The following is a 20719-nucleotide window of genomic DNA, read 5'->3' on the forward strand; positions in this document are numbered from 1 at the left end:
CCTGACCGGCGAGGCGCAGATGCGCCGCGATGGGCCGCCGGCTCAGCCGAGCTTCACCCGCCAGATCTCCTCGGCGTATTCCCGCATTGAGCGGTCGGAGGAGAACCAGGCCATCCGGGCCGTGTTGAGGATCGCCATGCGCCACCAGCCAGCCGGATCGTTCCAGGCGGCGTCGATCTCGCGTTGCACCCGCCAGTAATCGTCGAAATCGACGGTCAGCAGGTACTGGTCGCGGTGGCGCAGGTCGTCGACGAGCGGCCGGAACCGGTTCGGCTCCTCGGGCGAGAACCGGCCCGAGGCGATCATGTCGAGGGCGGCGGCGAGGCGTGGGGACGCCCAGATCGCGTCGCGGGCGTAGTTCGGAGTCGCCATGCGCGCCTGCACGCCGGCCGCGTCGAGGCCGAAGATGAAGATGTTCTCCGGGCCGACATGCTGGCGAATCTCGATGTTGGCGCCGTCGAGGGTGCCGACCGTCAGCGCGCCGTTGAGGGCGAACTTCATGTTGCCGGTGCCTGACGCCTCCATGCCGGCCGTCGAGATCTGCTCGGAGAGGTCGGCCGCCGGGATGATCGCCTCGGCAAGGCTCACCGAGTAGTTTGGCATGAACACGACCTTGAGGCGGCCGGCCACCTCCGGATCGTCGTTGACGGCCTTCGCCACGTCGCAGGCGAGCTTGATGATGAGCTTTGCCTGGGTGTAGCTCGGCGCCGCCTTGCCCCCGAAGATCTTGACGCGCGGCGTCCAGTCCCGGTGCGGCTCCGCCTTGATCGCCTGATAGAGCGCCACCGTCTCGATGACGTTGAGGAGCTGGCGCTTGTACTCGTGGATGCGCTTGACCTGCACGTCGAACAGCGCTGACGGGTCGATGTCGATGCCCGTGCGGTCGGCCACGATTTGGGCGAGCGCCTCCTTGCGCGCCCCGCGCATGGCGGCGTAGCGCGCCACGAAGCTCGCGTCGGTCGCGAAGGCCTCGAGGCCGCGCAGCGCCTCCGGATCATCGAGGACGCGCGCGCCCACCGCCTCGACGGCGAGCGTCGTCAGGCCCGGATTTGCGTTGTGGAACCAGCGCCGGAAGGTGATGCCGTTCGTCTTGTTGACGATCTTCTCGGGCTCGAGCGCGTGCAGGTCCCGGAACACGGTGGAGCGCATCAGCTCCGTGTGCAGCGCGGAGACGCCGTTGACCCGGCGCGCCCCGTGGAAGGCGAGATGGCCCATGCGCACGCGTCGCCCGTGGCTCTCGTCGATGAGGGAGACGGCGGCGAGGTGCGCCGCATCGTGGCGCCCGACCTTGCCCTGCTCCTCCAGGTGCATCCAGTTGATGAGGTAGATGATCTGCATGTGGCGCGGCAGCAGCCGCTCCATCAGCTCCACCGGCCAGGTCTCCAGAGCCTCGGGAAGAAGGGTGTGGTTCGTGTAGTGGAGGGTGTTGCTGGTGACGTGCCAGGCATCTTCCCAGCTGAGCTGGTGATCCTCCAGGAGGAGCCGCATCAGCTCGGGAACGGCGATCGCCGGATGGGTATCGTTGAGCTGGATCGCGGCGTGGTCGTGCAGGCTGCGCACGTCGCCGCGCTCCGCCACGTGGCGGCGGAGGAGGTCCTGGAGCGAGGCCGAGGTGAAGAAGTATTCCTGGCGCAGGCGGAGCTCCTGGCCGGCCATCGACGAGTCGCTCGGATAGAGCACCCGCGAGATCGCCTCCGCCCGCGAGCGGCTTGACACAGCGCCGACATGGTCGCCGCCGTTGAACTGGCCGAGATCGACCGGCGCCTCAGCCTCCGCCTTCCACAGGCGCAGGGTGTTGACATGCGCACCCCGCCAGCCGACGACCGGAACATCGTGGGCGACCGCCCGCACCGTCTCGGCCGGGTGCCACTGGCGCCGGATCACGCCCTCGGACACCGCCGACATGGTGACGTGGCCTCCGAAGCCCACGGTATAGGTGGCCTCCGGGCGAACGAACTCCCACGGGTTGCCCTCGGCGAGCCAGGTCTCCGGCGTCTCGCGCTGCCAGCCATCCTCCAGCGATTGCCGGAACAGGCCGTGATCGTAGCGGATGCCGTAGCCGATCGCCGGAATCCCAATGCTCGCCATGCTCTCCATGAAGCAGGCGGCCAGCCGGCCGAGGCCGCCATTCCCGAGCGCGGCGTCGGGCTCCGCGCCCTCGACGGTGCCGAGATCGATGCCGAGCTCGGCGAGCGCCGCCCGCGTGGTCTCGACGAGGCCGAGATTGTTCATGGCGTCGGACAGCAGACGCCCGATCAGGAACTCGAGAGAGAGGTAGTAGACGCGCTTGTTCGGGACCGTCCGGCCCGCGCCCATGCAGGCGTCGACGACCCGGTCGCGCAGCGCCAGGGCGGTCGCCGCGAACCAGTCGCGCTCGCGGGCGGTCGTCGGGCTCTTGCCGATCACGTAGGCGAGCTTGGCGAGGATCGCCTCGCGCATGTCCGCCACCGCGTCGCCGGAGGCGGTCCGGGCAGGTGCGCTCCACGCCGGCGCTTCCCGGGGCTGGAGGACATGGCGGTCTTGTCCTCGGCCTTGTCGGGAGCGGTCAGAAGGTCGTTCAGCACGGGAAACCCCCATTTGGCGGATGCTCTTCGAGCATCCAGTCCGGGCTTCGTCCGCTTCTTCCGGCGGTGTTCGGCCCGGGATGTGGAACCAGTCATCGTGAGTCCGCGCGGCATTTCTGTCGAGTGCCGGAGCGGCATCCGCCCGCGGCGGTACGCGGCCTGCCCCGCGCCTGTGACCGCGCGGACACAGATCGCAGTCTGCCCGCAAAACCCGTCATCAATTTGGCGCGCCGGTCTTGAAGAGAAGCTGAATGAGGCAAACTCCGGCGGGCGCGCAGCGGCTTTGAGGAGAGACGACGCATGAGCGGCACCGTCTGCAGCCCTGCGGTCTGGTGGAAGAGCGGCACCGTCTATCAGGTCTATCCGCGCTCGTTCCAGGATTCGAACGGCGACGGGATCGGCGACCTGCGCGGCATCACCAGTCGACTCGACTACATCGCCTGGCTCGGGGTCGATGCGCTCTGGATCTCGCCGATCTACCCCTCGCCGATGGCGGATTTCGGCTACGACGTGGCCGATTACTGCGGGATCGATCCGATCTTCGGGACGCTCGCGGATTTCGACGAACTCGTGGCCGAAGCCCACCGGCGCCGCCTCAAGGTGATCCTCGACTTCGTCCCGAACCACACCTCGATCGCGCATCCCTGGTTCGCCGAGGCGCGGGCCTCCCGCCACAATCCCCGACGCGACTGGTACATCTGGCGCGATCCCGCCCCGGACGGTGGACCGCCCAACAACTGGCTCAGCAATTTCGGTGGCCCGGCCTGGACCTTGGACGAGGCGACCGGCCAGTACTATTACCACGCCTTCTTGCGCGAGCAGCCGGACCTGAACTGGCGCAACCCCGCGGTGCGGGCGGCGATGCACGACGTGCTGCGCTTCTGGCTGGAGCGGGGTGTCGACGGCTTCCGCGTCGACGTGATCTGGCACCTGATCAAGGACGCCGGCTTCCGCGACAATCCAGAGAACCCGGACTTTCTCCCTCATCAGCCCGAGATCAACCGCTTCGACCAAGTCTATTCCGCCGACCGGCCGGAGGTGTTCGACGTGATCGCCGAGATGCGGCGCGTGCTGGCGCCCTACGGCGATCGGGTGCTGATCGGCGAGATCTACCTGCCGATGGAGCGGCTCGTGGCCTATTACGGCCCGGACCTCGACTGTGCCGACCTGCCCTTCAATTTCCAGCTGATCCAGACGCCCTGGCGCGCCGACGCGGTGGCCGATCTCGTGGAGAATTACGAGGCGGCGCTTCCTCCCGGCGGCTGGCCGAACTGGGTGCTCGGCAACCACGACCAACCCCGCATCGCCGCCCGCATCGGCCTGCCGCAGGCGCGGATCGCCGCGATGCTGCTGCTGACGCTGCGCGGCACGCCGACGCTCTACTACGGTGACGAGATCGGCCTCGACCACGTTTCGATCCCGCCCGAGCGCGTGCAGGATCCCTGGGAGATCAACGAGCCGGGGCACGGGCGCGACCCGGAGCGGACGCCGATGCAGTGGGACGACGGCCCCCAGGCCGGCTTCTCGACCGTCGAGCCCTGGCTGCCGCTTTCGGCGGACGCCGCTGCCCGCAACGTCGAGGAGATGCGCGACGCCGGCGACTCGATCCTGACGCTCTACCGCCGCCTTCTCGGCCTGCGCCGAGAGTACACAGCCCTCTCAGTGGGCGGGTACCGGACGGTCCCGGCCGGGAGCGCAGATGTCTTCGCCTACGAGCGCTTCGAGGGATCGACCACGATCCGCGTGATCCTCAATTTCGGCGCGCAGGCATGTGATGTGGCCTTGCCGGAGGGCACTGCCTGGACGGTACTCCTGTCGAGCCGCACGGGCCGTGCGGGTGCGCATGTCCTTGGCAGCGCGGCGCTCGGCCCGGCCGAAGGGCTGCTCCTTCTGCTCAGCGCGTGATCCTGTTGCTGCAATGCGGCGTCAACGCCCCTTGCCCGCAGGGAAATGTTAACCTTATGCGTGGCCTGACTTGTGCATCGCAGCGGAACCAGCGCGGCACGGAACGTTCACGATGACGATTGCGGTTATGGGCACCAGTGCCCGTCACGAGCACATCGCTCGACGTGGTGGGGACGCGGTGATGGCCTATGCCGGTTCGATGGACGCCCCAAGGCTCGGAGCGCCGGTTCCGCCAGTCCATCTTCGCAGCGCGATGCCGGAGCTTCGGACCTCGCTCCAGCCACGCATCCTCTACGCCACGCCCGAGATGGCAGATTTCGTGAAGACCGGCGGCCTCGGCGAAGTGGCGGGCGCGTTGCCGCGGGCGTTGCGCAGCCATTTCGATGTCCGCGTGCTCATTCCCGGCTACCGGCCGGTGGTCGATGCCTTCGCGGAGATCCCGGTCGTGGCCCGCCTTGAGGCCCAAGCCGGGGTACCGCCCTGCGACCTCGGCCTCGTCGAGACCGGCGACGGGATGCGCATCTACGTCCTGCTCGCCCCCGACCTCTACGACCGCGACGGCACCCCCTACGGCAACGTGGCCGGCGACTTTCCCGACAACGATCTGCGCTTCGCCCGGCTCAGCCTCGCGGCGGCCGAGATCGCGCTCGGTGCTGACCCCGCCTGGGCGGCTGACCTCCTCCACCTGAACGACTGGCAGGCGGCGCTCGCCCCGGCCTATCTCGCGTGGCGCCACGTCCGGGTGCCGAGCGTCCTGACGATCCACAACCTCGCCTATCAAGGCCTGTTTCCGCGGGACAATCTCGCCCGCCTTGGCGTGCCGGAGCACGCCTTCCAGATTGACGGCGTCGAGTTCTACGGGCAGCTCTCCTTCCTCAAGGCCGGCCTCTACTACGCCTCGCACGTGACCACCGTGAGCGAGACCTATGCCCGCGAGATCATGACCCCGAATCCGGCTGCGGACTCGACGGGCTCCTGCGCACCCGCGCCGGCCAGGGCCGCCTCACCGGCATCCTCAACGGCATCGACGAGAGCTGGGACCCGCGCACCGACCCGCACCTCGCCACCCGCTTCGAGGCCGACGACTGGAAGGGCAAGCGCGCCAACGCGGAATCCGTCCGGAGCCAGTTCGGGCTCGCCCTCTCGCGGGGCCCCCTCTTCGCCATCGTCTCGCGCCTCGTGCACCAGAAGGGCATCGACCTCTCGATCCAGGCCGCCGAGACCATCGTCGCCGAGGGCGGCCAACTCGTGGTGATCGGCCAGGGCGAGAGCCGCTTCGAGGAAGCCCTGCGCGGCCTCGCCCGCCGCCACCCTGACGCGGTCGGCGTCCATGTCGGCTTCGCGGAGACAGATGCCCGCCGCATGTTCGCCGGCAGCGACTTCCTGCTGATGCCCTCGCGCTTCGAACCCTGCGGTCTGGCGCAGATGTACGCCCAGCGCTTCGGTTCCCTGCCGATCGTCCGGCGCACGGGCGGCCTCGCCGACACCGTCGAGGACGGGGTGACGGGATTCACCTTCGCCGACTCGTCGCCGAAGGGCTTCCTCGGCGCCGTCCGGCGTGCCCTCGACACGTTCGGCGAGAAGAAGCGCCTCAACGCCATGCGCCGCAACGCGATGGCGAAGACGTTCGGCTGGGACGAAGCGGCCGCGAGCTATACCTCGCTCTACACGCGGGCCTTTGGGAACAACGCGGCCGTGCGCTGGCGCGCGGCCTAGAGAGGGATCGGCCGCGCCTCGAACCGCTGGCGGGTCCGCGACCGGGACGCGACAATCGACACGGCTCTCGCGGCGGATCGCCGAGGCAGCGCCGCGCTGGGATCGATCGTCCGTCGATGGGGCGGGCCCTCACCTCGACCTCGAACCTGTCGCGCCAACGCATGCATCTCAGCACCGAGGTAGCGCGATTTCTGAAGAGCGTCCGGGCGCCCTGTGACCGCCCGGCACGACCGGTCCGACCTACGCAGCGTCCAGCACGAAGATCATCGTCGCGAGGGGCGGCAGCCTCAGGCAGAGCGATTGGGCCTGTCCGTGGCTCTCGTTCGCCTCGGCGTGGAGGCCGCCCATGTTGCCGACGTTCGTGCCGCCGTAGCCTTCGGCGTCGGAGTTGAACGCCTCCCGGTAGAAGCCGGGCGCCGGCACGCCGATGCGGTAGCCTTCGCGCGGCACGGGGGTGAAGTTCGAGACGACGATCGCGATCTCGTTCGGCTGCTTGCCCTTGCGCGCCCAGGCGATCACGCTGTTGTCCTGGTCGTCCGCCACCAGCCACTGGAAGCCACCGGCCTCGACGTCGCGGCTGTGGAGGGCCGGCGTCGACGCGTAGAGGTGGTTCAGGTCGCGGATCACGTCCTTGACGCCCCTGTGCTGGGGGTCATCGAGCAGGTGCCAGTCGAGGGACTGGTTGTGGTTCCACTCGCGCTCCTGGCCGAACTCGCCGCCCATGAAGAGCAGCTTCTTGCCCGGATGGCCCCACATGAAGCCGTAATAGGCGCGAAGGTTCGCGAATTTCTGCCAGCGGTCGCCCGGCATCTTGCCGAGCATCGAGCCCTTCCCGTGCACCACCTCGTCGTGGGAGAGCGGCAGGATGAAGTTCTCGGAGAAGGCGTAGAGCAGGCCGAAGGTCAGGTCGTGATGGTGGTAGCGCCGGTGGATCGGCTCCTTCGAGATGAATTGCAGGGTGTCGTGCATCCACCCCATGTTCCACTTGAAACCGAAGCCGAGGCCGCCCGTGTAGGTCGGGTGCGAGACGCCGGGCCAGGAGGTCGATTCTTCCGCAACCGTGATCGTGCCGGGGGCGTGGGAGTAGGTCGCCTCGTTGGTCTTGCGCAGGAAATGGATGGCGTCGAGATTCTCGTTGCCGCCGTACTGGTTCGGGATCCACTCGCCCGCCCGGCGCGAGTAGTCGAGGTAGAGCATCGAGGCGACCGCATCCACGCGCAAGCCGTCGAGGTGGTAGTGCTCCAGCCAGAAGCGGGCGTTGGCGGCCAGGAAGGTCGAGACTTCGGTGCGCCCAAAATTGTAAATGTAGGTGCCCCAATCCTGATGAAAGCCCTGGCGCGGGTCAGCGTGCTCATAGAGATGCGTGCCGTCGAATTGCCCGAGCCCGTGCGCGTCCAGGGGAAAGTGGCCCGGCACCCAGTCGAGCATGACGCCGATTCCGGCCTCGTGCGCCGCGTTGACGAAATGGACGAAATCGTCCGGTGGGCCGAAGCGGCTCGTCGGCGCGAAGAGCGAGACGGGCTGATAGCCCCAGGACCCGTCGAACGGGTGCTCGGTGATCGGCAGGAGCTCGATATGAGTGAAGCCCATCTCCTTGACGTAGGGGACGAGGCGGGCCGCGAATTCCTTGTAGGTGAGGTAGCGGTTGCCCTCGTCGGGTACCCGCGCCCACGAGCCGAGATGGACCTCATAGATCGAGATCGCCGCGTGGCGCGGGTCCTTCCGGCCGCGACCCTCCATCCACGCCGCGTCGCGCCAGGCGGGCTCGCCGAGGCCGTGCAGCACGGAGGCGGTCTCCGGCGGCTGCTGGGCCGCGAACGCGACGGGGTCGGCCTTCAGCGGCAGGAGGCCCCCGTCCGGCCCGCGTACCTCGTATTTGTAGGTCGCGCCGGCCTTGAGGCCCGGGACGAACAGTTCCCAGATGCCGCCGTCGCGCCACAGGCGCATCGGGTGGCGGCGCCCGTCCCAATCGTTGAACTCGCCGACGACGCTGACGCGCTTCGCGTTCGGAGCCCAGACCGCGAAGCGGAAGCCGTCGACGCCGTCGAGCTTGCCGGCCTGCGCGCCGAGCACCCGGTAGACCACGTTGGTGCCGACCTCGCGGAGCGCATTGACGTCGTGCTGCTCCAGCGAGGAGCCGAAGCTGAAGGGATCATGGCGGCGCTGCTTGGCCCCGTCCCAGGTCTCCACCTCGATCTCGTAGAGGGGGCGACCCTCGCTCGGGACCTTGGCGACGAAGAACCCGTCCGGGTGGCGGCGCTCGAAGGCGATGCGCGCGTCGCCGACGAGGAGCGTCGCGCCCTTCGCCTCGGGCAGCACGGCGCGCACCTCCCAGGCCTTGGGGCCGACCTGATGCGGACCGAGCACGGCGAAGGCGTCGCCGTGGTTGGCCGCCATCACGGCGGCGATGGCGTCCTTGTGGACCGTCCGGCCCTCATCGGCCTGCGGCGCGGATTTCGGGGCGGACGGCGGGACCTCGGCCGGACGAGGCGTGCCCGATGATTGAGCGGCCTTGGTTGCGAAGGTCTCGTCGATGCCCGTCATTCACATGCCTCTCTTGGCTTCGTCCAGAATGTTGAGAACCCCACGGGCCGGGATTTCGATCCAGTCCGGCCGGTTGTTCGCCTCGTAGTCGACCTCGTAGAGCGCCTTGGTGAGGACGCAGAGCCGCAGCAGCCGCGCGTGGGTCTCGGGGTCGGTCACGGCGGCACGGCTCGCGCGCACGGCGGTCTCGTAGCCCTCCAGGAAGGCTGCATCGATCATGCCGCGCCATGCGATCGAGGCGTTGCGGGCGCGCTCCTCCGAATCGGCGAAGCGGCTCGCGATCTCGCGGGTGACGGTCTCGGCGCCGTAGGCGAAGGAGCGCAGCATGCCGGCGACGTCCCGCAAGGGCGTCGACTTGGCGCGGCGCTCGTCCGCCGGACGCGAGGGCTCGCCCTCGAAATCCACGATCACGAGGTCTCCCTCGGAGGCGAGCACCTGACCGAGATGGTAGTCGCCGTGGATGCGGGTCTTCCAGGCACCCCTCGGCGCCTCGGCCGTCAGCCGCTCGATCAGCCCCTCGACCTCGCCGCGGCGCGCGGCGAGCGCCGCGCTCGCGGGACGGCCGGAATCGAGGCCGCGCTCGGCCATCGCAGAGAGCCCGCGGAAGGCGCGCTCGGCCTGATGGCGGGCGTCGCGGCCGAGAACGTCGAGATCCTCGCTCGTGAAGGGCTCCGCCGCGAACGCCACATCGTCCGTCTCCATCGCGAAGGCATTGTGCATCTCGGCCGTGCGGCGACCGAGGAGGTCGGCCCAGCGCAGATGGGCGTTGAAGGCCTCGTCCGGCGTCGGCGCCTCGCTCTCGGGCGCGAGCACCACGGTGTCGAAGTCGCGGCGCAGGCCCTCCAGCATCAAGGTCCAGGCATCGCCCTGGTTGAGCACGTAGCGCTGCAGGAGCGCCAGCGCCGTACGGGTTCCGTCCGCCGCCACGTGCTCCAGGGTGCCGAGCAGCGCCGGGGTGTTGGCGAAATGCGCCTTCTCGGTTAGGAAGCGCCCGACCTCAATCTCCGGGTGGGTGCCGGGCTGGAGGCGGCGCAACAGCTTCAGCATCATCTTAGCGCCGATGGCGATCGAGGTGTTGCTCTGCTCCGCCGAGAGGCGGCGCACCTCCCCCTCCTCGAAAGGCAGCTCGCGGTCGAAGGCGGAGGTCGCCGCGAAGACGAGGCTCCCCGTCTCCGTCGCGATCTCGCGGCCGGCCCGCATGCTCTCGATGAGGCTGATCGCGAAGGCCGGCGAGGCGGCCGCGCCGTAGAGGAGGCCGAGGCGCGGGCCGCGGCGGACGCGCGCGACCGCGTGCGGCATCAGCGCCTCGTCCTCGCGACCCTCGTCGACGCCGACGGGCACGAAGTACTCGTGCCGCTCGCCGCTTGAGAGCTGCACGGCGACCCGCGGCAGCAGGAATCTGGCATCGCCCGCCCCGTCCTTGAGGGCCGCGGAATCCGTGACCTGCACGGCCTTGATGCGCGAGCCCTTGGCGCCGAACCAGCGGCGGCTCGCCAGGAAGGGTGGCACCACCGTGCGCTCGAAGGCGGTGCGCTCGCGCCCCGCCATCAGGGTCTCGATGCCGCCGGTGAGCACGAGGGTGAACAATTCCGGCGCCTCGGGCTGGGGCCCGACCGCGCCGGTATTCGCCGCGCTCAGGGTGAACCAGTAGAAGCCGTAGGACGGCAGGGTCAGCAGGTAGGGAAGCTCGCCGATGGGCGGGAACTCTGTGCCGCCGGTCAGCTCGATCGGCACGGCGCTGCGCAGCTCCGAGAGGTCGAGCTGCACGGCCTGGGGCGCGCGAGAGAGGTTGGCGACGCACAGCACGCGCTCGCCCTCGAACTCGCGGATCCAGGCCAGCACCTTGCGGTTCGAGGGATAGAGGAACTGCATGGTGCCGCGGCCGAGCGCGACGCTGTTGTTGCGGATCGCGATCATGCGCCGCGTCCAGTTCAGCAGGCTCGTCTGCGCCTGGGTCTGCGCCTCGACGTTGATCGCGTCGAACCCGTAGATCGGGTCCTGGATGGCGGGCAGGAACAGCTTCTGCGGGTTCGCCCGCGAGAAGCCGCCGTTGCGGTCCGGTCCCCACTGCATCGGCGTGCGCACACCGTCGCGGTCGCCGAGGTAGATGTTGTCGCCCATCCCGATCTCGTCGCCGTAATAGAGCACGGGCGTGCCCGGCATCGACAAGACGAGGGACTTCATCAGCTCGATCTTGCGCCGGTCGTTCTCGAGCAGCGGCGCGAGGCGGCGGCGGATGCCGAGATTGATGCGGGCGCGGCGCTCGGCGGCGTAGAACGACCAGAGATAGTCGCGCTCCTCGGCGGTGACCATCTCCAGCGTCAGCTCGTCGTGGTTGCGCAGGAAGATCGCCCACTGGCAGCCCTCCGGGATCTCCGGAGTCTGGCGCATGATGTCGGTGATCGGGTGCCGGTCCTCGCGGGCGATGGCCATGTACATGCGCGGCATCAGCGGGAAGTGGAACGCCATGTGGCATTCGTCCCCGTCGCCGAAATACTGCGCCGTCTCCTCGGGCCACTGGTTGGCCTCGGCGAGCAGCATCCGGTCAGGGTAGCTCGCGTCCAGCGCCGCGCGGATCTTCTTGATGACCGTGTGCGTCTCGGCGAGGTTCTCGCAATTCGTGCCGTCACGCTCGATCAGGTAGGGAATCGCGTCGAGGCGAAGCCCGTCGACGCCCATGTCGAGCCAGTAGCGCATCACCTCGATGACGGCCTCCAGCACCTTCGGGTTGTCGAAGTTGAGGTCCGGCTGGTGCGAGTAGAAGCGGTGCCAGAAATACTGTTTGGCGACCGGGTCCCAGGTCCAGTTCGAGGCTTCCGTGTCGAGGAAGATGATGCGCGTGTCGGCGTAGGGCTCGTCGGTGTCCGACCAGACGTAGAAGTCGCGCTCCGGGCTCCCAGGAGGCGCCTCGCGGGCGCGCTGGAACCAGGGATGCTGGTCCGAGGTGTGGTTGATGACGAGCTCGGTGATGACGCGAAGGCCCCGCTCGTGGGCGGCCTCCACGAAGCGCCGGAACGCGTCCATGTCGCCGTAGGAGGCGTTGATGTCGCGGTAATCGGCGATGTCGTAGCCGTCGTCACGCAGGGGGGACGGGTAGAACGGCATCAGCCAGATCGCGGTGACGCCGAGGTCGCGCACGTAGTCGAGCTTCTCGGTCAGCCCCTCGAAATCGCCGATTCCATCGTTGTTCGAGTCGAAGAACGACTTGACGTGGATCTGGTAGATGATGGCGTCACGGTACCACTGCGGATCGCTGCGATCGATCATCGCGTCGCTGCCTCATGAAACGATACGGGGGCGTTCGCTGGCTGCCGCACGACGGGGTCGGTCGGTCCGTGAACGTTCGGTGGGGTGTTCGACCCCATCATCTTGGCGACAGCGCGACGGCGGGCGCCGCGCGGCCGCGATCTCGTTACACCGACGCTCTCATTCCGCAACCCGCCGCGGCAGGCTCAGGCGCCAGATGAGGCAGGAACGCTCGGCCGGATCGAGGGCGATCCGGTGGGACTTGCCGTAGAGCTCGAACGTGTAGCCCTGCAGCAGATCCTCCACCGCCACCGCCCCGTGGTCGCCCTGGCCGAACAGCCAGAGCGGCACCTCGTAGGTGCATTCCTGGCGGTTCTTCGGGTCGAGGTTGACCATCACGAAGATGCAATTGTCGCCCTCCGGCGACATCTTGGCGTAGGCGATGATCTGATCGTTGAAGGCGCCGGTAAAGACGACGTTCCGGAAGTCCCACAGGGCGGGGTTGTCGCGGCGGATGCGGTTGAGCTTGACGATGTGCTCACGGATGTTGCCGGGCCGGTCGTAGTCCCAAGCCTTCAGCTCGTACTTCTCGGAGTTGAGATATTCCTCCTTGCCCGGATAGGGCGCAGCTTCGCACAGTTCGAAGCCGTTGTAGATGCCGTAGACCGACGAGAGGGTCGCTGCCAGCGTCGCCCGCACGATGAAGCCCGGCCGGCCGCTCGTCTGGAGATAATACGGGTTGATGTCCGGCGTGTTGGCGAAGAAGTTCGGCCGGTAATACTCGCCCATCTCGCCCGCGAGCTCGAGGGCGTAGTCGATCAGCTCCTGCTTCGTGTTCCGCCACGTGAAGTAGGTGTAGCTCTGCTGATAGCCGGCCTTGGCGAGCTTCTTCATCATCTTCGGCCGCGTGAAGGCCTCGGCCAGGAAGATCACATCGGGATAGCGCCCGTTCACCTCGCCGATCATCCACTCCCAGAACGGGATCGGCTTGGTGTGCGGGTTGTCGACGCGGAAGATGCGCACGCCGCGCTCGGCCCAGCCCATCACGATGTCGCGAAGCTCGATCCAGAGGGAGGGCAGCGCGCCGCCGTAGAAGTGCACGTTCGAGATGTCCTCGTACTTCTTCGGCGGGTTCTCGGCGAACTTGAGCGTCCCGTCCGGGCGCCACTCGAACCATTCCGGGTGGTCCTTGATCCAGGGATGGTCGGGCGAGCACTGAATCGCGAAATCGAGGGCGATCTCCATGCCGTAGGCGTGGCTCGCCGCCACGAGCCTCTCGAAATCCGCGAAGGTGCCGAGATCGGGATGCACGGCCTCGTGGCCGCCCTCCTCCGAGCCCACCGCGTAGACGGAGCCGACATCGCCGTCGAGCGCCTTCAGGGTGTTGTTCTTGCCCTTGCGGTTGGTGCGCCCGACCGGGTGGATCGGGGTGAAATAGAGCACGTCGAAGCCGAGTTCGCGGATCTCGGGCAGTCGCCTGATCACGTCGTCGAAGGTGCCGTGGCGGTTCGGATCGCCCGATTGCGAGCGGGGGAAGATCTCGTACCAAGCCGAGAACCGGGCCGCGAGCCGGTCCGCGATCACCGGCATCGTCACGGGGTAGCGCGAGGCGTTCACCCGCTCGGCATTGCGGCGGATGAGCTTCGTGGTCTCGGGTTCGAGGATCAGGCGGAGCTGGGCGGCCGAGCCGGTCTCCTCGGCGCCGAGCGCCGAGATCACGGCGCCGAGCCGCTCCCGGTCGCGGCCCGTGGCGAGGCTCGCGGCGGTCTCGACGATGGCGATGCCCTCGATCGTCTCAAGCGTCACGTCGATGCCGGCGTCGCGCTTCTTCAGCGTGTCGCGCACCCAGGACGAGAACCCGTCCCGCCACGCCTCGATGGTGAACTCGTAGCGGCCGTTCTGCTCCAGCGGGAAATGGCCGCCCCAGCGATCGTTGTCGATGAAGACCATCGGATCCCGCCGCCATGCGCTCTCGCCGACGGGCCGCGACAGGATCGCCGCGTTGATGATCTCGTGCCCGTCCGAGAAGATGTCGGCCTCGACCTGCAGGTTCTCGCCGACGATCCGCTTCACGGCCGAGCGGCCGCCGTCGATCTCGGGGCTCACCGCCTCGATCACGACGCGTCCCTCGCCCCGCGGGATGCCCCGGCTCGGCAACGCGGCGACGACGGCCCGGTCGGCGGCGAGGATGCGAAGCTCGCCGGGCGCGAGGTCGATGGCCGAGCCCGGATGGAAGGCGATCGGCTCGGCCTGCGGCGTGCGGTCGACGAAGGTGCCGAGCTGCCCGCCGGTGCGGGCGATGAGCGCACCGGCGTCGACCGGAACCGGCCGCCGTCCAGAATTATACAGGACGATGATCGCATGGCGCGCCGAGGCCGGATGGCCCGTGTCGAAGCGGACGAGGGCCACGAAGCCGGCATCCGGCGCCGAGATCCGAGCCTGCGCGCCCTCGACGTTGGCGGCGGGCAGCTCCGCCCGCAGGGCGTTGATCGCGGCGATGCCGGCGGAGATGTCGAGCCCGGTCTCAGTCTCCCTGTCGCCCGGGTGGCTATCGACCACGTGCAGCGCCCGCCGGTAGCCCCACTCGTAGCCGATCGGCATCAGCACGCCGGCGGAGAAGAAGGCCGCCAGGGCGTAGCGGTTGAGGAGCTCCCGCGCGACGGCGTCCGGCTCGCCCGGCAGGTCGGCGGCGAGCCGGGCCATGTCGTGGTTCTCGGGGAAGGCGATCGAGGGCGCGATGGTGCGCAGCCGCTCGTACTGCTCCAGTGCCCAGGATGCCTTGAGATCCCACCACGCGAAGGAATTGAACAGGTAGTCGAAGCCGGCGCCCGCGGTTGCCCGTGCCTCCTCGAAGGTGCAGCCGAGGGTCTCGGCCGCGAACAGGCAGGCGCGGTCGCGCGCCTTCGCCCCGCCGATCAGCCCGCGCCAGACGTCGGGCGGCACCTTGTAGGCGGCATCGCACCGGAAACCCGCGACGCCGAGACCCTGCAGGCGGGCGACGTAGCCGTCCCAGATCGCCGTCAGCTCACCCCGCGCGTGCTCGGAATGGTAGTCGAGCTCCGCGAGATCCCCCCAGACCGTCCGCTTCGTCGGGTCGTCGGGGTCGACTGCATAGGGGCTCGCGATCCCACCGGTCTCGTCCTTCACGAAGAGGTCCGGCCGCTCGCGGGCGAGGCGTCCGTCATTGGCCGTGTGATTGACGACGAGGTCCGTCATCACCCGCAGACCCGCGGCGCGGGCGGCCTCGCAGAAGCGGCGGATCTGCTCGTCGTCCGGCGTCCCGTCGAGGTCGCGCAGGCGCTCGTCGAGGGCATCGGTGTCGGCGACCGCGTAGAGGCTGCGTGAGCCGCCGGTCTGGTGGAAGGGGTTCAGGTAGATCCAGTCGAACCCGAGGCCGGCGATCCGCGGCAGCTCGCGGGTCCAGTCCGAGACCCGGCCGACGAGGAGCGGGAACAGGTTGTAGATCCGCGGCCCCTCCGCCCGCGGCGCGAGCCCGGCCGGCAGCGCGACGGCCTTCGCGCCGGTCGCCTTGTGGGTCCCCGTGGCTGTGGTCGGTGCGTTCATGCTGCCCTCGGCCTGCTCGTCTGTCTCGTTGCGTCCGGTGTCGGCGACCACCCCGATCGGGGGCATCGTCCGCCTGCGCGGACCCGGTGCGGGGTGCGAGCGTCCCGGACGGGTCCGGTCCCTCACCCCGACCCACTCCCGAACGGGAGAAGGTCCTGTCGCGATGCCCGTGCCCGATGCGGCACGGCATCGTGCCTCGTCTAAGCCACGCGCCGCAGCACGGCGCAGGGCAGGTGCGCGAACAGGCGCCCGAGATCCAGCCGGCCGCCCTCGTGGCGCTCGCCCGTCAGCAGATCCTGCCAGCCGCCGCTGCCCGGCGCGTCGAGTCCGGTGCCGGCGAACGCCTCGGCGGTCCACGCTCCCTCGCCGATCAGGCGCGAGACGAGGCGGGGCACAGCCACGAGGAGGTCGCCCGGACCCGTCGTGCCATCGGAACGTGCGAAGGCGACGACATGATCCGCGCGGGCTCCGCTCACTGCGACGGGCTCGTAGCCGGCCTCGGCGTAGAAGCCCGCCCGCTCGGCCCTGTCGCGCAGGAGGCCGGCCAGGACGGTCTGCTTCACCTGCCCGTCCTGCCAGTGCGGCAGGAGCTCGGCGGCGGGCCGTCCCCCTCCAGCGCCCGGGCCAGACCCGCATAGTCGACGGGCCGGCGGTTGTCGGGATCGACGAAGGAGAAGTCCCAGAATTCCGTACCCTGGTAGGTGTCGGGCAGGCCCGGCAGGGTCGCCTTGAGGACGGTGCGACCGAGGCTCGCGATCATGCCGAGATGGGCGAGGCGCCGGGCGAAGGGGCGCAGCTTCGCGAGGAAGGCCGAGCCCGGCGCGACGATCGCCTCGAACAGGGCGCGCACCGCCCCCTCGTAGGCCTCGTCGACGTTGACCCAGCTCGACCGGCGCTTGCCCTCCCGCATCGCCTTCTCGGAATAGGCAATCAGGCGCTTGCGGAAATCCTCGATCCCGCCAGCGTCGTCGCCCTCCAGAAGTTCGAGGGGCCAGGCGCCGAGGATCGCCTGCAGGAACATCCACTGGTCGTTCGCGTCGGGTGCAGGCTCGTCATCGAGGCTGCCGAGATGGGGACCGGCGGTCTCGCGCCAGATGTCCCAGGCGCGCGCCCAATCCTCCGGCATCTCCGACAGCGCGAGGAGTCGCGTGCGGGCATCCTCGCCGCGCTTCGTGTCGTGGGTCGCCGTGGTGATCATGGCATTCGGCCAGTCGCGGGCCCGCGCCGCCTGGAGCGCGTGGAAATGCTCCGTGGCGATCCCGTACTCGCCCGGATCGCCACCGACCTCATTCAGTCCCAGCAGCATGGCGTAGCGGTAGAAGAGCGTGTCCTCCAGGCTCTTGGCCATCACCGCCCGGTGAGCTGCTGGAAGCGGCGGCGGAAGCGCAGCACGACCCGCGGGTCCGGCCGGCCCGGTCCCGCCGTGTCGACTCGCCCGAGCAGGGCGGTGGCGGCGAAATCGTGCACCGATCGGTCGGGCAACGCGCTCCAGCGCTTGGCCTTGGCGACCGCCCCTTCGATCAGACGAATATCCTCCGGCTCCACGTCGCTCTCGTCGAGGTCGGGCGGCAGATAGCTGCGGTAGGTGGGAAAGCGCGCGATGATCTCGATGAGCGCCCGGCGGATCGCGTTGAGGGAGAAGTCGCGGGTGCGCCGGTCGGAATCGGCGATCTCCTTGAGGTCGGCGGTCAGCACCTCCAGCTCGCTCGCGAAGCTGATCTCCAGGATCTCGGACTTGGCGGCGCGGAGCTGGAAACCGTAGGGCTCGTCGAAGCCCGTCGCCCATTCGTAGAGGCGCTTGATCTTCGTGCGCTTCTCCCTGTCGACGAGGATACCGTCGAGCTGGTTCAGCACGTCGTAGCCGGTGGTTCCGGCGACCGGCCACGGCCGCAGCCGCTCTCCAGGCTCCAGGATCTTCTCCACCACCACATAGAATCCGGGGCCGACGGCCGCCTGTAACGCCCTTGCGTAGCCGAGCGGATCCGCGAGCCCGTCGATATGGTCGATGCGCAGGCCGTCGATCCGGCCCTCGCGGACGTGGCGGAAGATGGTCTCGTGCGAGCGGTGGAAGATGTCCGTCTTCTCGACGCGGAGGCCCGCGAGCGAGTTCACGTCGAAGAAGCGCCGGTAGTTGATGTCGCTGGATGCCACTCGCCAATGAGCGAGGCGGTACGCTTGGCTCTCCAGAAGCCGGTGCAGCGGCCCGAAGCTCTCCGGATGGCCCTTGAAGCCGTTGAGGAGCTTGAGGGTGCGCTCCACCGCGTCGCGGATGGCGGGGAGCCCTGGACCAGCATCGCGAGGCTCTGCTTCAGCCCCTCCGCCTCCTCCGGGAAGGCGAGGCGGCGCTCGCGCGCGGTCTCCTCCCCCATCGTGCGCAGCCGCTCGGAGATGGTGAGCAATTCGCCCGAGGCGTCGTCGCCGACCTCGCCGAGCGCCGCGAGCACCCGGTTGAGTATCGTCGGGTAGTTGAGCGGGCGGATCGGGAACTGGTGCTCGTAGTGCCAGACGCTGAAGGCGCCGGCCGTCGCGTCGAACTTCAGCTCCAGCGTCCCTTGCTCCAGGGCCTCGCCGTAGCGGTCGCCGAGGAAGGGAATGACGAGGTTGCGGTTCGCACCCTGCCGCTCCCAATCGATGTCGAAGGCGTGCGCGAAGGGCGAGAGCGGGCCCCATTCGAGCACCGAGAGCCACCACGGATTGTCCGCGCCGCCGACGCCCATGTGGTTCGGCACGATGTCGATGAGGAGCTTCAACCCGTTGGCACGGAGCACGTCGGACAGGCGCACGAAGCCCGTCTCGCCGCCGAGTTCCGGGTTGATCGCACCGTGATCGACGATGTCGTAGCCGTGGGTCGAGCCGGGCCGGGCCTTCTGAAGCGGCGAGGCGTAGACGTGGCTGATGCCGAGCCGAGCCAGGTAGGGGACGATTGCCTCGGCCTCCGCGAAGGTGAAGTCTTTGTGGAACTGCAGGCGGTAGGTCGCCCGCGGCGGCTCGGAAGCGAGACGCGCGGCGCCGGAGCGCGGCCCGCGATCCTCCGCCGAGAGGGCGGCTGCGAGCTTGGCCAGAGGGCCACCGGGGGCAGCGATCGAATCGAGGTCGCGGTCGAGCTTGCGCCGCCAATTCGGGTAGCCCTCTGTCGATCCGGGCACGTTCGCCTGGCTCAATTCTGAGACCACGTCCTCGTACTGCACGGCCGTCAGCATGGCGGGCGCGCGGGCGAGGTAGCGGGCGGCAGCCTCGAAGGGCGCGGCCTCCGGCGGATCGTAGGAGGGCAGGAGCTGCTCGCCGGCCAGCGCCTCGGTGAGGCGGGCGCGCTCGCTCACCCGCTCACCGCGCTCGGCATCGGCCCGGTCGGAATCGTAGAGGCCGAGCGACTGACGGGTGTCGGTGTCGACGCCGCGCCACCAGCCGACGAAGGTCGGCAGATCGTGGGTGGTGATCGCGGTAAGCGCGTCGCGCGGGTAGGCGTCCGGCGCCTTGAAGCCGCCCCCGTGCTCGCGCTCGAAGGCGAGGATGCGGTAGCTCAGGATACCCGCCTGCATCAGCGCGTCGGAGAACCCTTCCGGCGCCGTGCCGAGATCCTCGGCGATGACGAGGCACTTGTTGCGATGGCTCTCAAGCCGCAGGACCGCGAGCATCGGCTCGAACGGCATCGCGACGTAGGCGCCCTCGCGCGCGCTCCCAGTCAGAGGGATCAGGTAGAGCCGGGCGAGCTGGAAGGCGTGGTCAATGCGGATCGCGCCGGCGTGGCGCATGTTCGCCCGCACCAGCGCCCGGAAGGCCGCGAGCCCATCGCGCTCCATCTCCAGCGGGTCGAAGGCCGGCAGGCCCCAATCCTGGCCCTTCGGCGCGAGAAGGTCCGGCGGCGCACCGATCGAGACGCGGTTGGCGAACCGCTCGGGATGCGACCAGACCTCCGAACCGCCACGGTCGGCGCCGACCGCGAGGTCACGGTAGAGGCCGATGCGCATGCCGGCCTTGAGGGCCGCGTCGGACGCCTCCTCCAATTGCCGGTCGGCGAGGTACTGCAGCCAGGCATGGTAGGCGACCGCGTCGGCCTGCGTCTCCGCGAAGGCGCGCACGGCATCGGTCCCGGCCCGGCGATACGCTTCCGGCCAGTCGCCGAGCCAGTGGGCGCCCTGCTCCCGGAAATGCTCGGACAGGGCCTCGAATAGGGCGTGCGAGCGCAGATCCTCGCCCCCCTCCTCCCGGAAGGCGTCGTAGGCCGGATCGGTCCCGGCGCGGGCCGGCGAATCCGCCCACACCGCGCGGAGCACGGGCGACAGCACCTCCCAGACCCCCGCATGGTCCACGAGGGCGGCGTCCCGCAGGGCCTCGACGCGCTTGCCCTGCTCGGCGAGGAGAGTCTCGGCGCGCGAGCCCTTGAAGCCCGGCAGCGCGCCGGGCTCGATAAACAGCGTCTCCAGGAACAGGCGCGAGGAGGGCGAGTAGGGCGAGATCTTGGTCCGGTCGCTCTCGAACAGGGCGTGGACCGGGCTCAGGCCCAGGAACGAGGCACCCCGCAGGCCCGCATCGCTCGCGGCGCGGCCCGCGTCGGTGTAGGTGCCGATGCCGAGATTGCCGACCGAGCGCAGGCCGTAGAGCTGTGCGGCGAGGCCCCAGTCGCGGGCGCCCTCGTCGGCGTAGGCGCGCGGGCGCCAGCAGCGCTGGGGCGCCGCGATGACCCAGGATTCGGCGCTCCGCTCCCCGAGCGTCACGGCAAGGTGGTGATAGCCGGGCGTCAGGGGCGGCAATTCCAGGGCGGGATCGGTCCCGCCGAGCGTCACGCGACCCTCGCGCGCCTGCCCCCGCTCGTCGACGAGGCGCCAGACGAGCGTCCCTTCGACGGGCGTCCCCTCCCCCGCATGCACGGGAACCCGGTGGCCGCGACGCGCCTCGACGGGCAGGAGCGGCGGGATCAGGCCCCGGCGCAGGGCTTCGACGCGGCGCAGGCTTTCGGCGACCTCCGCCTGGTCACCGACGGCGAAGCCGAGGGCGTCGAGCAGACCGGCACGGGCCTCGAGCGGCGTCGCGACCCGCTGCCCGAAAGCATCCGTATAGCCCGCCGCGACGCCGACGAGGTCTGCGAGCCGTTCGAGATTGCCGGTCACGGGGTCAGGTCCATGTCGAGAAACGGAAGGTCGGACGTGGCGTCGAGTGCGGGAACCGCCTCCCCCGAACGG

At 69.3% G+C, this 20719-nt stretch carries 5 protein-coding genes and 2 pseudogenes; 2 read left to right on the forward strand and 5 right to left on the reverse strand.

Features of this window, described 5'->3' with window-relative positions:
- Positions 1–42: 42 nt before the first annotated feature.
- Entirely contained in the window at positions 43–2439 is a 2397-nt protein-coding gene (locus tag DK389_RS00305; protein WP_236960491.1) for a glycogen/starch/alpha-glucan phosphorylase, read from the reverse strand.
- Positions 2440–2864: 425 nt separating this feature from the next.
- Between DK389_RS00305 and DK389_RS00310 the strand changes: the two genes are divergently transcribed.
- Positions 2865–4469: an alpha-amylase family glycosyl hydrolase gene (locus tag DK389_RS00310; protein WP_109886724.1), complete on the forward strand. Its 1605-nt coding sequence runs from the start codon at positions 2865–2867 to the stop codon at positions 4467–4469.
- A gap of 253 nt (positions 4470–4722) precedes the next feature.
- A pseudogene (glgA, locus tag DK389_RS00315) lies at positions 4723–6185 on the forward strand (glycogen synthase GlgA).
- Positions 6186–6425: 240 nt separating this feature from the next.
- On the opposite strand, the gene glgB reads toward glgA, so the two are convergent.
- The 4 genes and pseudogenes from glgB to DK389_RS00335 all read right to left on the reverse strand — a co-directional run bounded on the left by glgB (position 6426) and on the right by DK389_RS00335 (position 20647).
- Complete coding sequence (glgB, locus tag DK389_RS00320) at positions 6426–8729, reverse strand: 1,4-alpha-glucan branching protein GlgB (RefSeq protein ID WP_109886726.1); 2304 nt, start codon at positions 8727–8729, stop codon at positions 6426–6428.
- A complete protein-coding gene (gene treS, locus DK389_RS00325) occupies positions 8730–11996 on the reverse strand; it encodes a maltose alpha-D-glucosyltransferase (protein WP_109886728.1) in 3267 nt (1088 codons plus the stop codon).
- A 159-nt stretch (positions 11997–12155) separates the two neighbouring features.
- Complete coding sequence (locus DK389_RS00330; RefSeq protein WP_109895850.1) at positions 12156–15539, reverse strand: maltotransferase domain-containing protein; 3384 nt, start codon at positions 15537–15539, stop codon at positions 12156–12158.
- Between the two features lie 200 nt (positions 15540–15739).
- Positions 15740–20647 (reverse strand): annotated as a pseudogene (locus DK389_RS00335) (malto-oligosyltrehalose synthase).
- Positions 20648–20719: the final 72 nt, after the last annotated feature.

The sequence above is a fragment of the Methylobacterium durans genome, assembly GCF_003173715.1.
In the GTDB taxonomy this organism is placed as follows: Bacteria; Pseudomonadota; Alphaproteobacteria; order Rhizobiales; family Beijerinckiaceae; genus Methylobacterium; species Methylobacterium durans.

Excerpts from the sequence above, each read along its gene's own strand:
- DK389_RS00305 (WP_236960491.1), bottom strand. The coding sequence starts at position 2,439 with ATGCGCGAGGCGATCCTCGCCAAGCTCGCCTACGTGATCGGCAAGAGC.
- DK389_RS00310 (WP_109886724.1), top strand. The coding sequence starts at position 2,865 with ATGAGCGGCACCGTCTGCAGCCCTGCGGTCTGGTGGAAGAGCGGCACC.
- glgB (WP_109886726.1), bottom strand. The coding sequence starts at position 8,729 with ATGACGGGCATCGACGAGACCTTCGCAACCAAGGCCGCTCAATCATCG.
- treS (WP_109886728.1), bottom strand. The coding sequence starts at position 11,996 with ATGATCGATCGCAGCGATCCGCAGTGGTACCGTGACGCCATCATCTAC.
- DK389_RS00330 (WP_109895850.1), bottom strand. The coding sequence starts at position 15,539 with ATGAACGCACCGACCACAGCCACGGGGACCCACAAGGCGACCGGCGCG.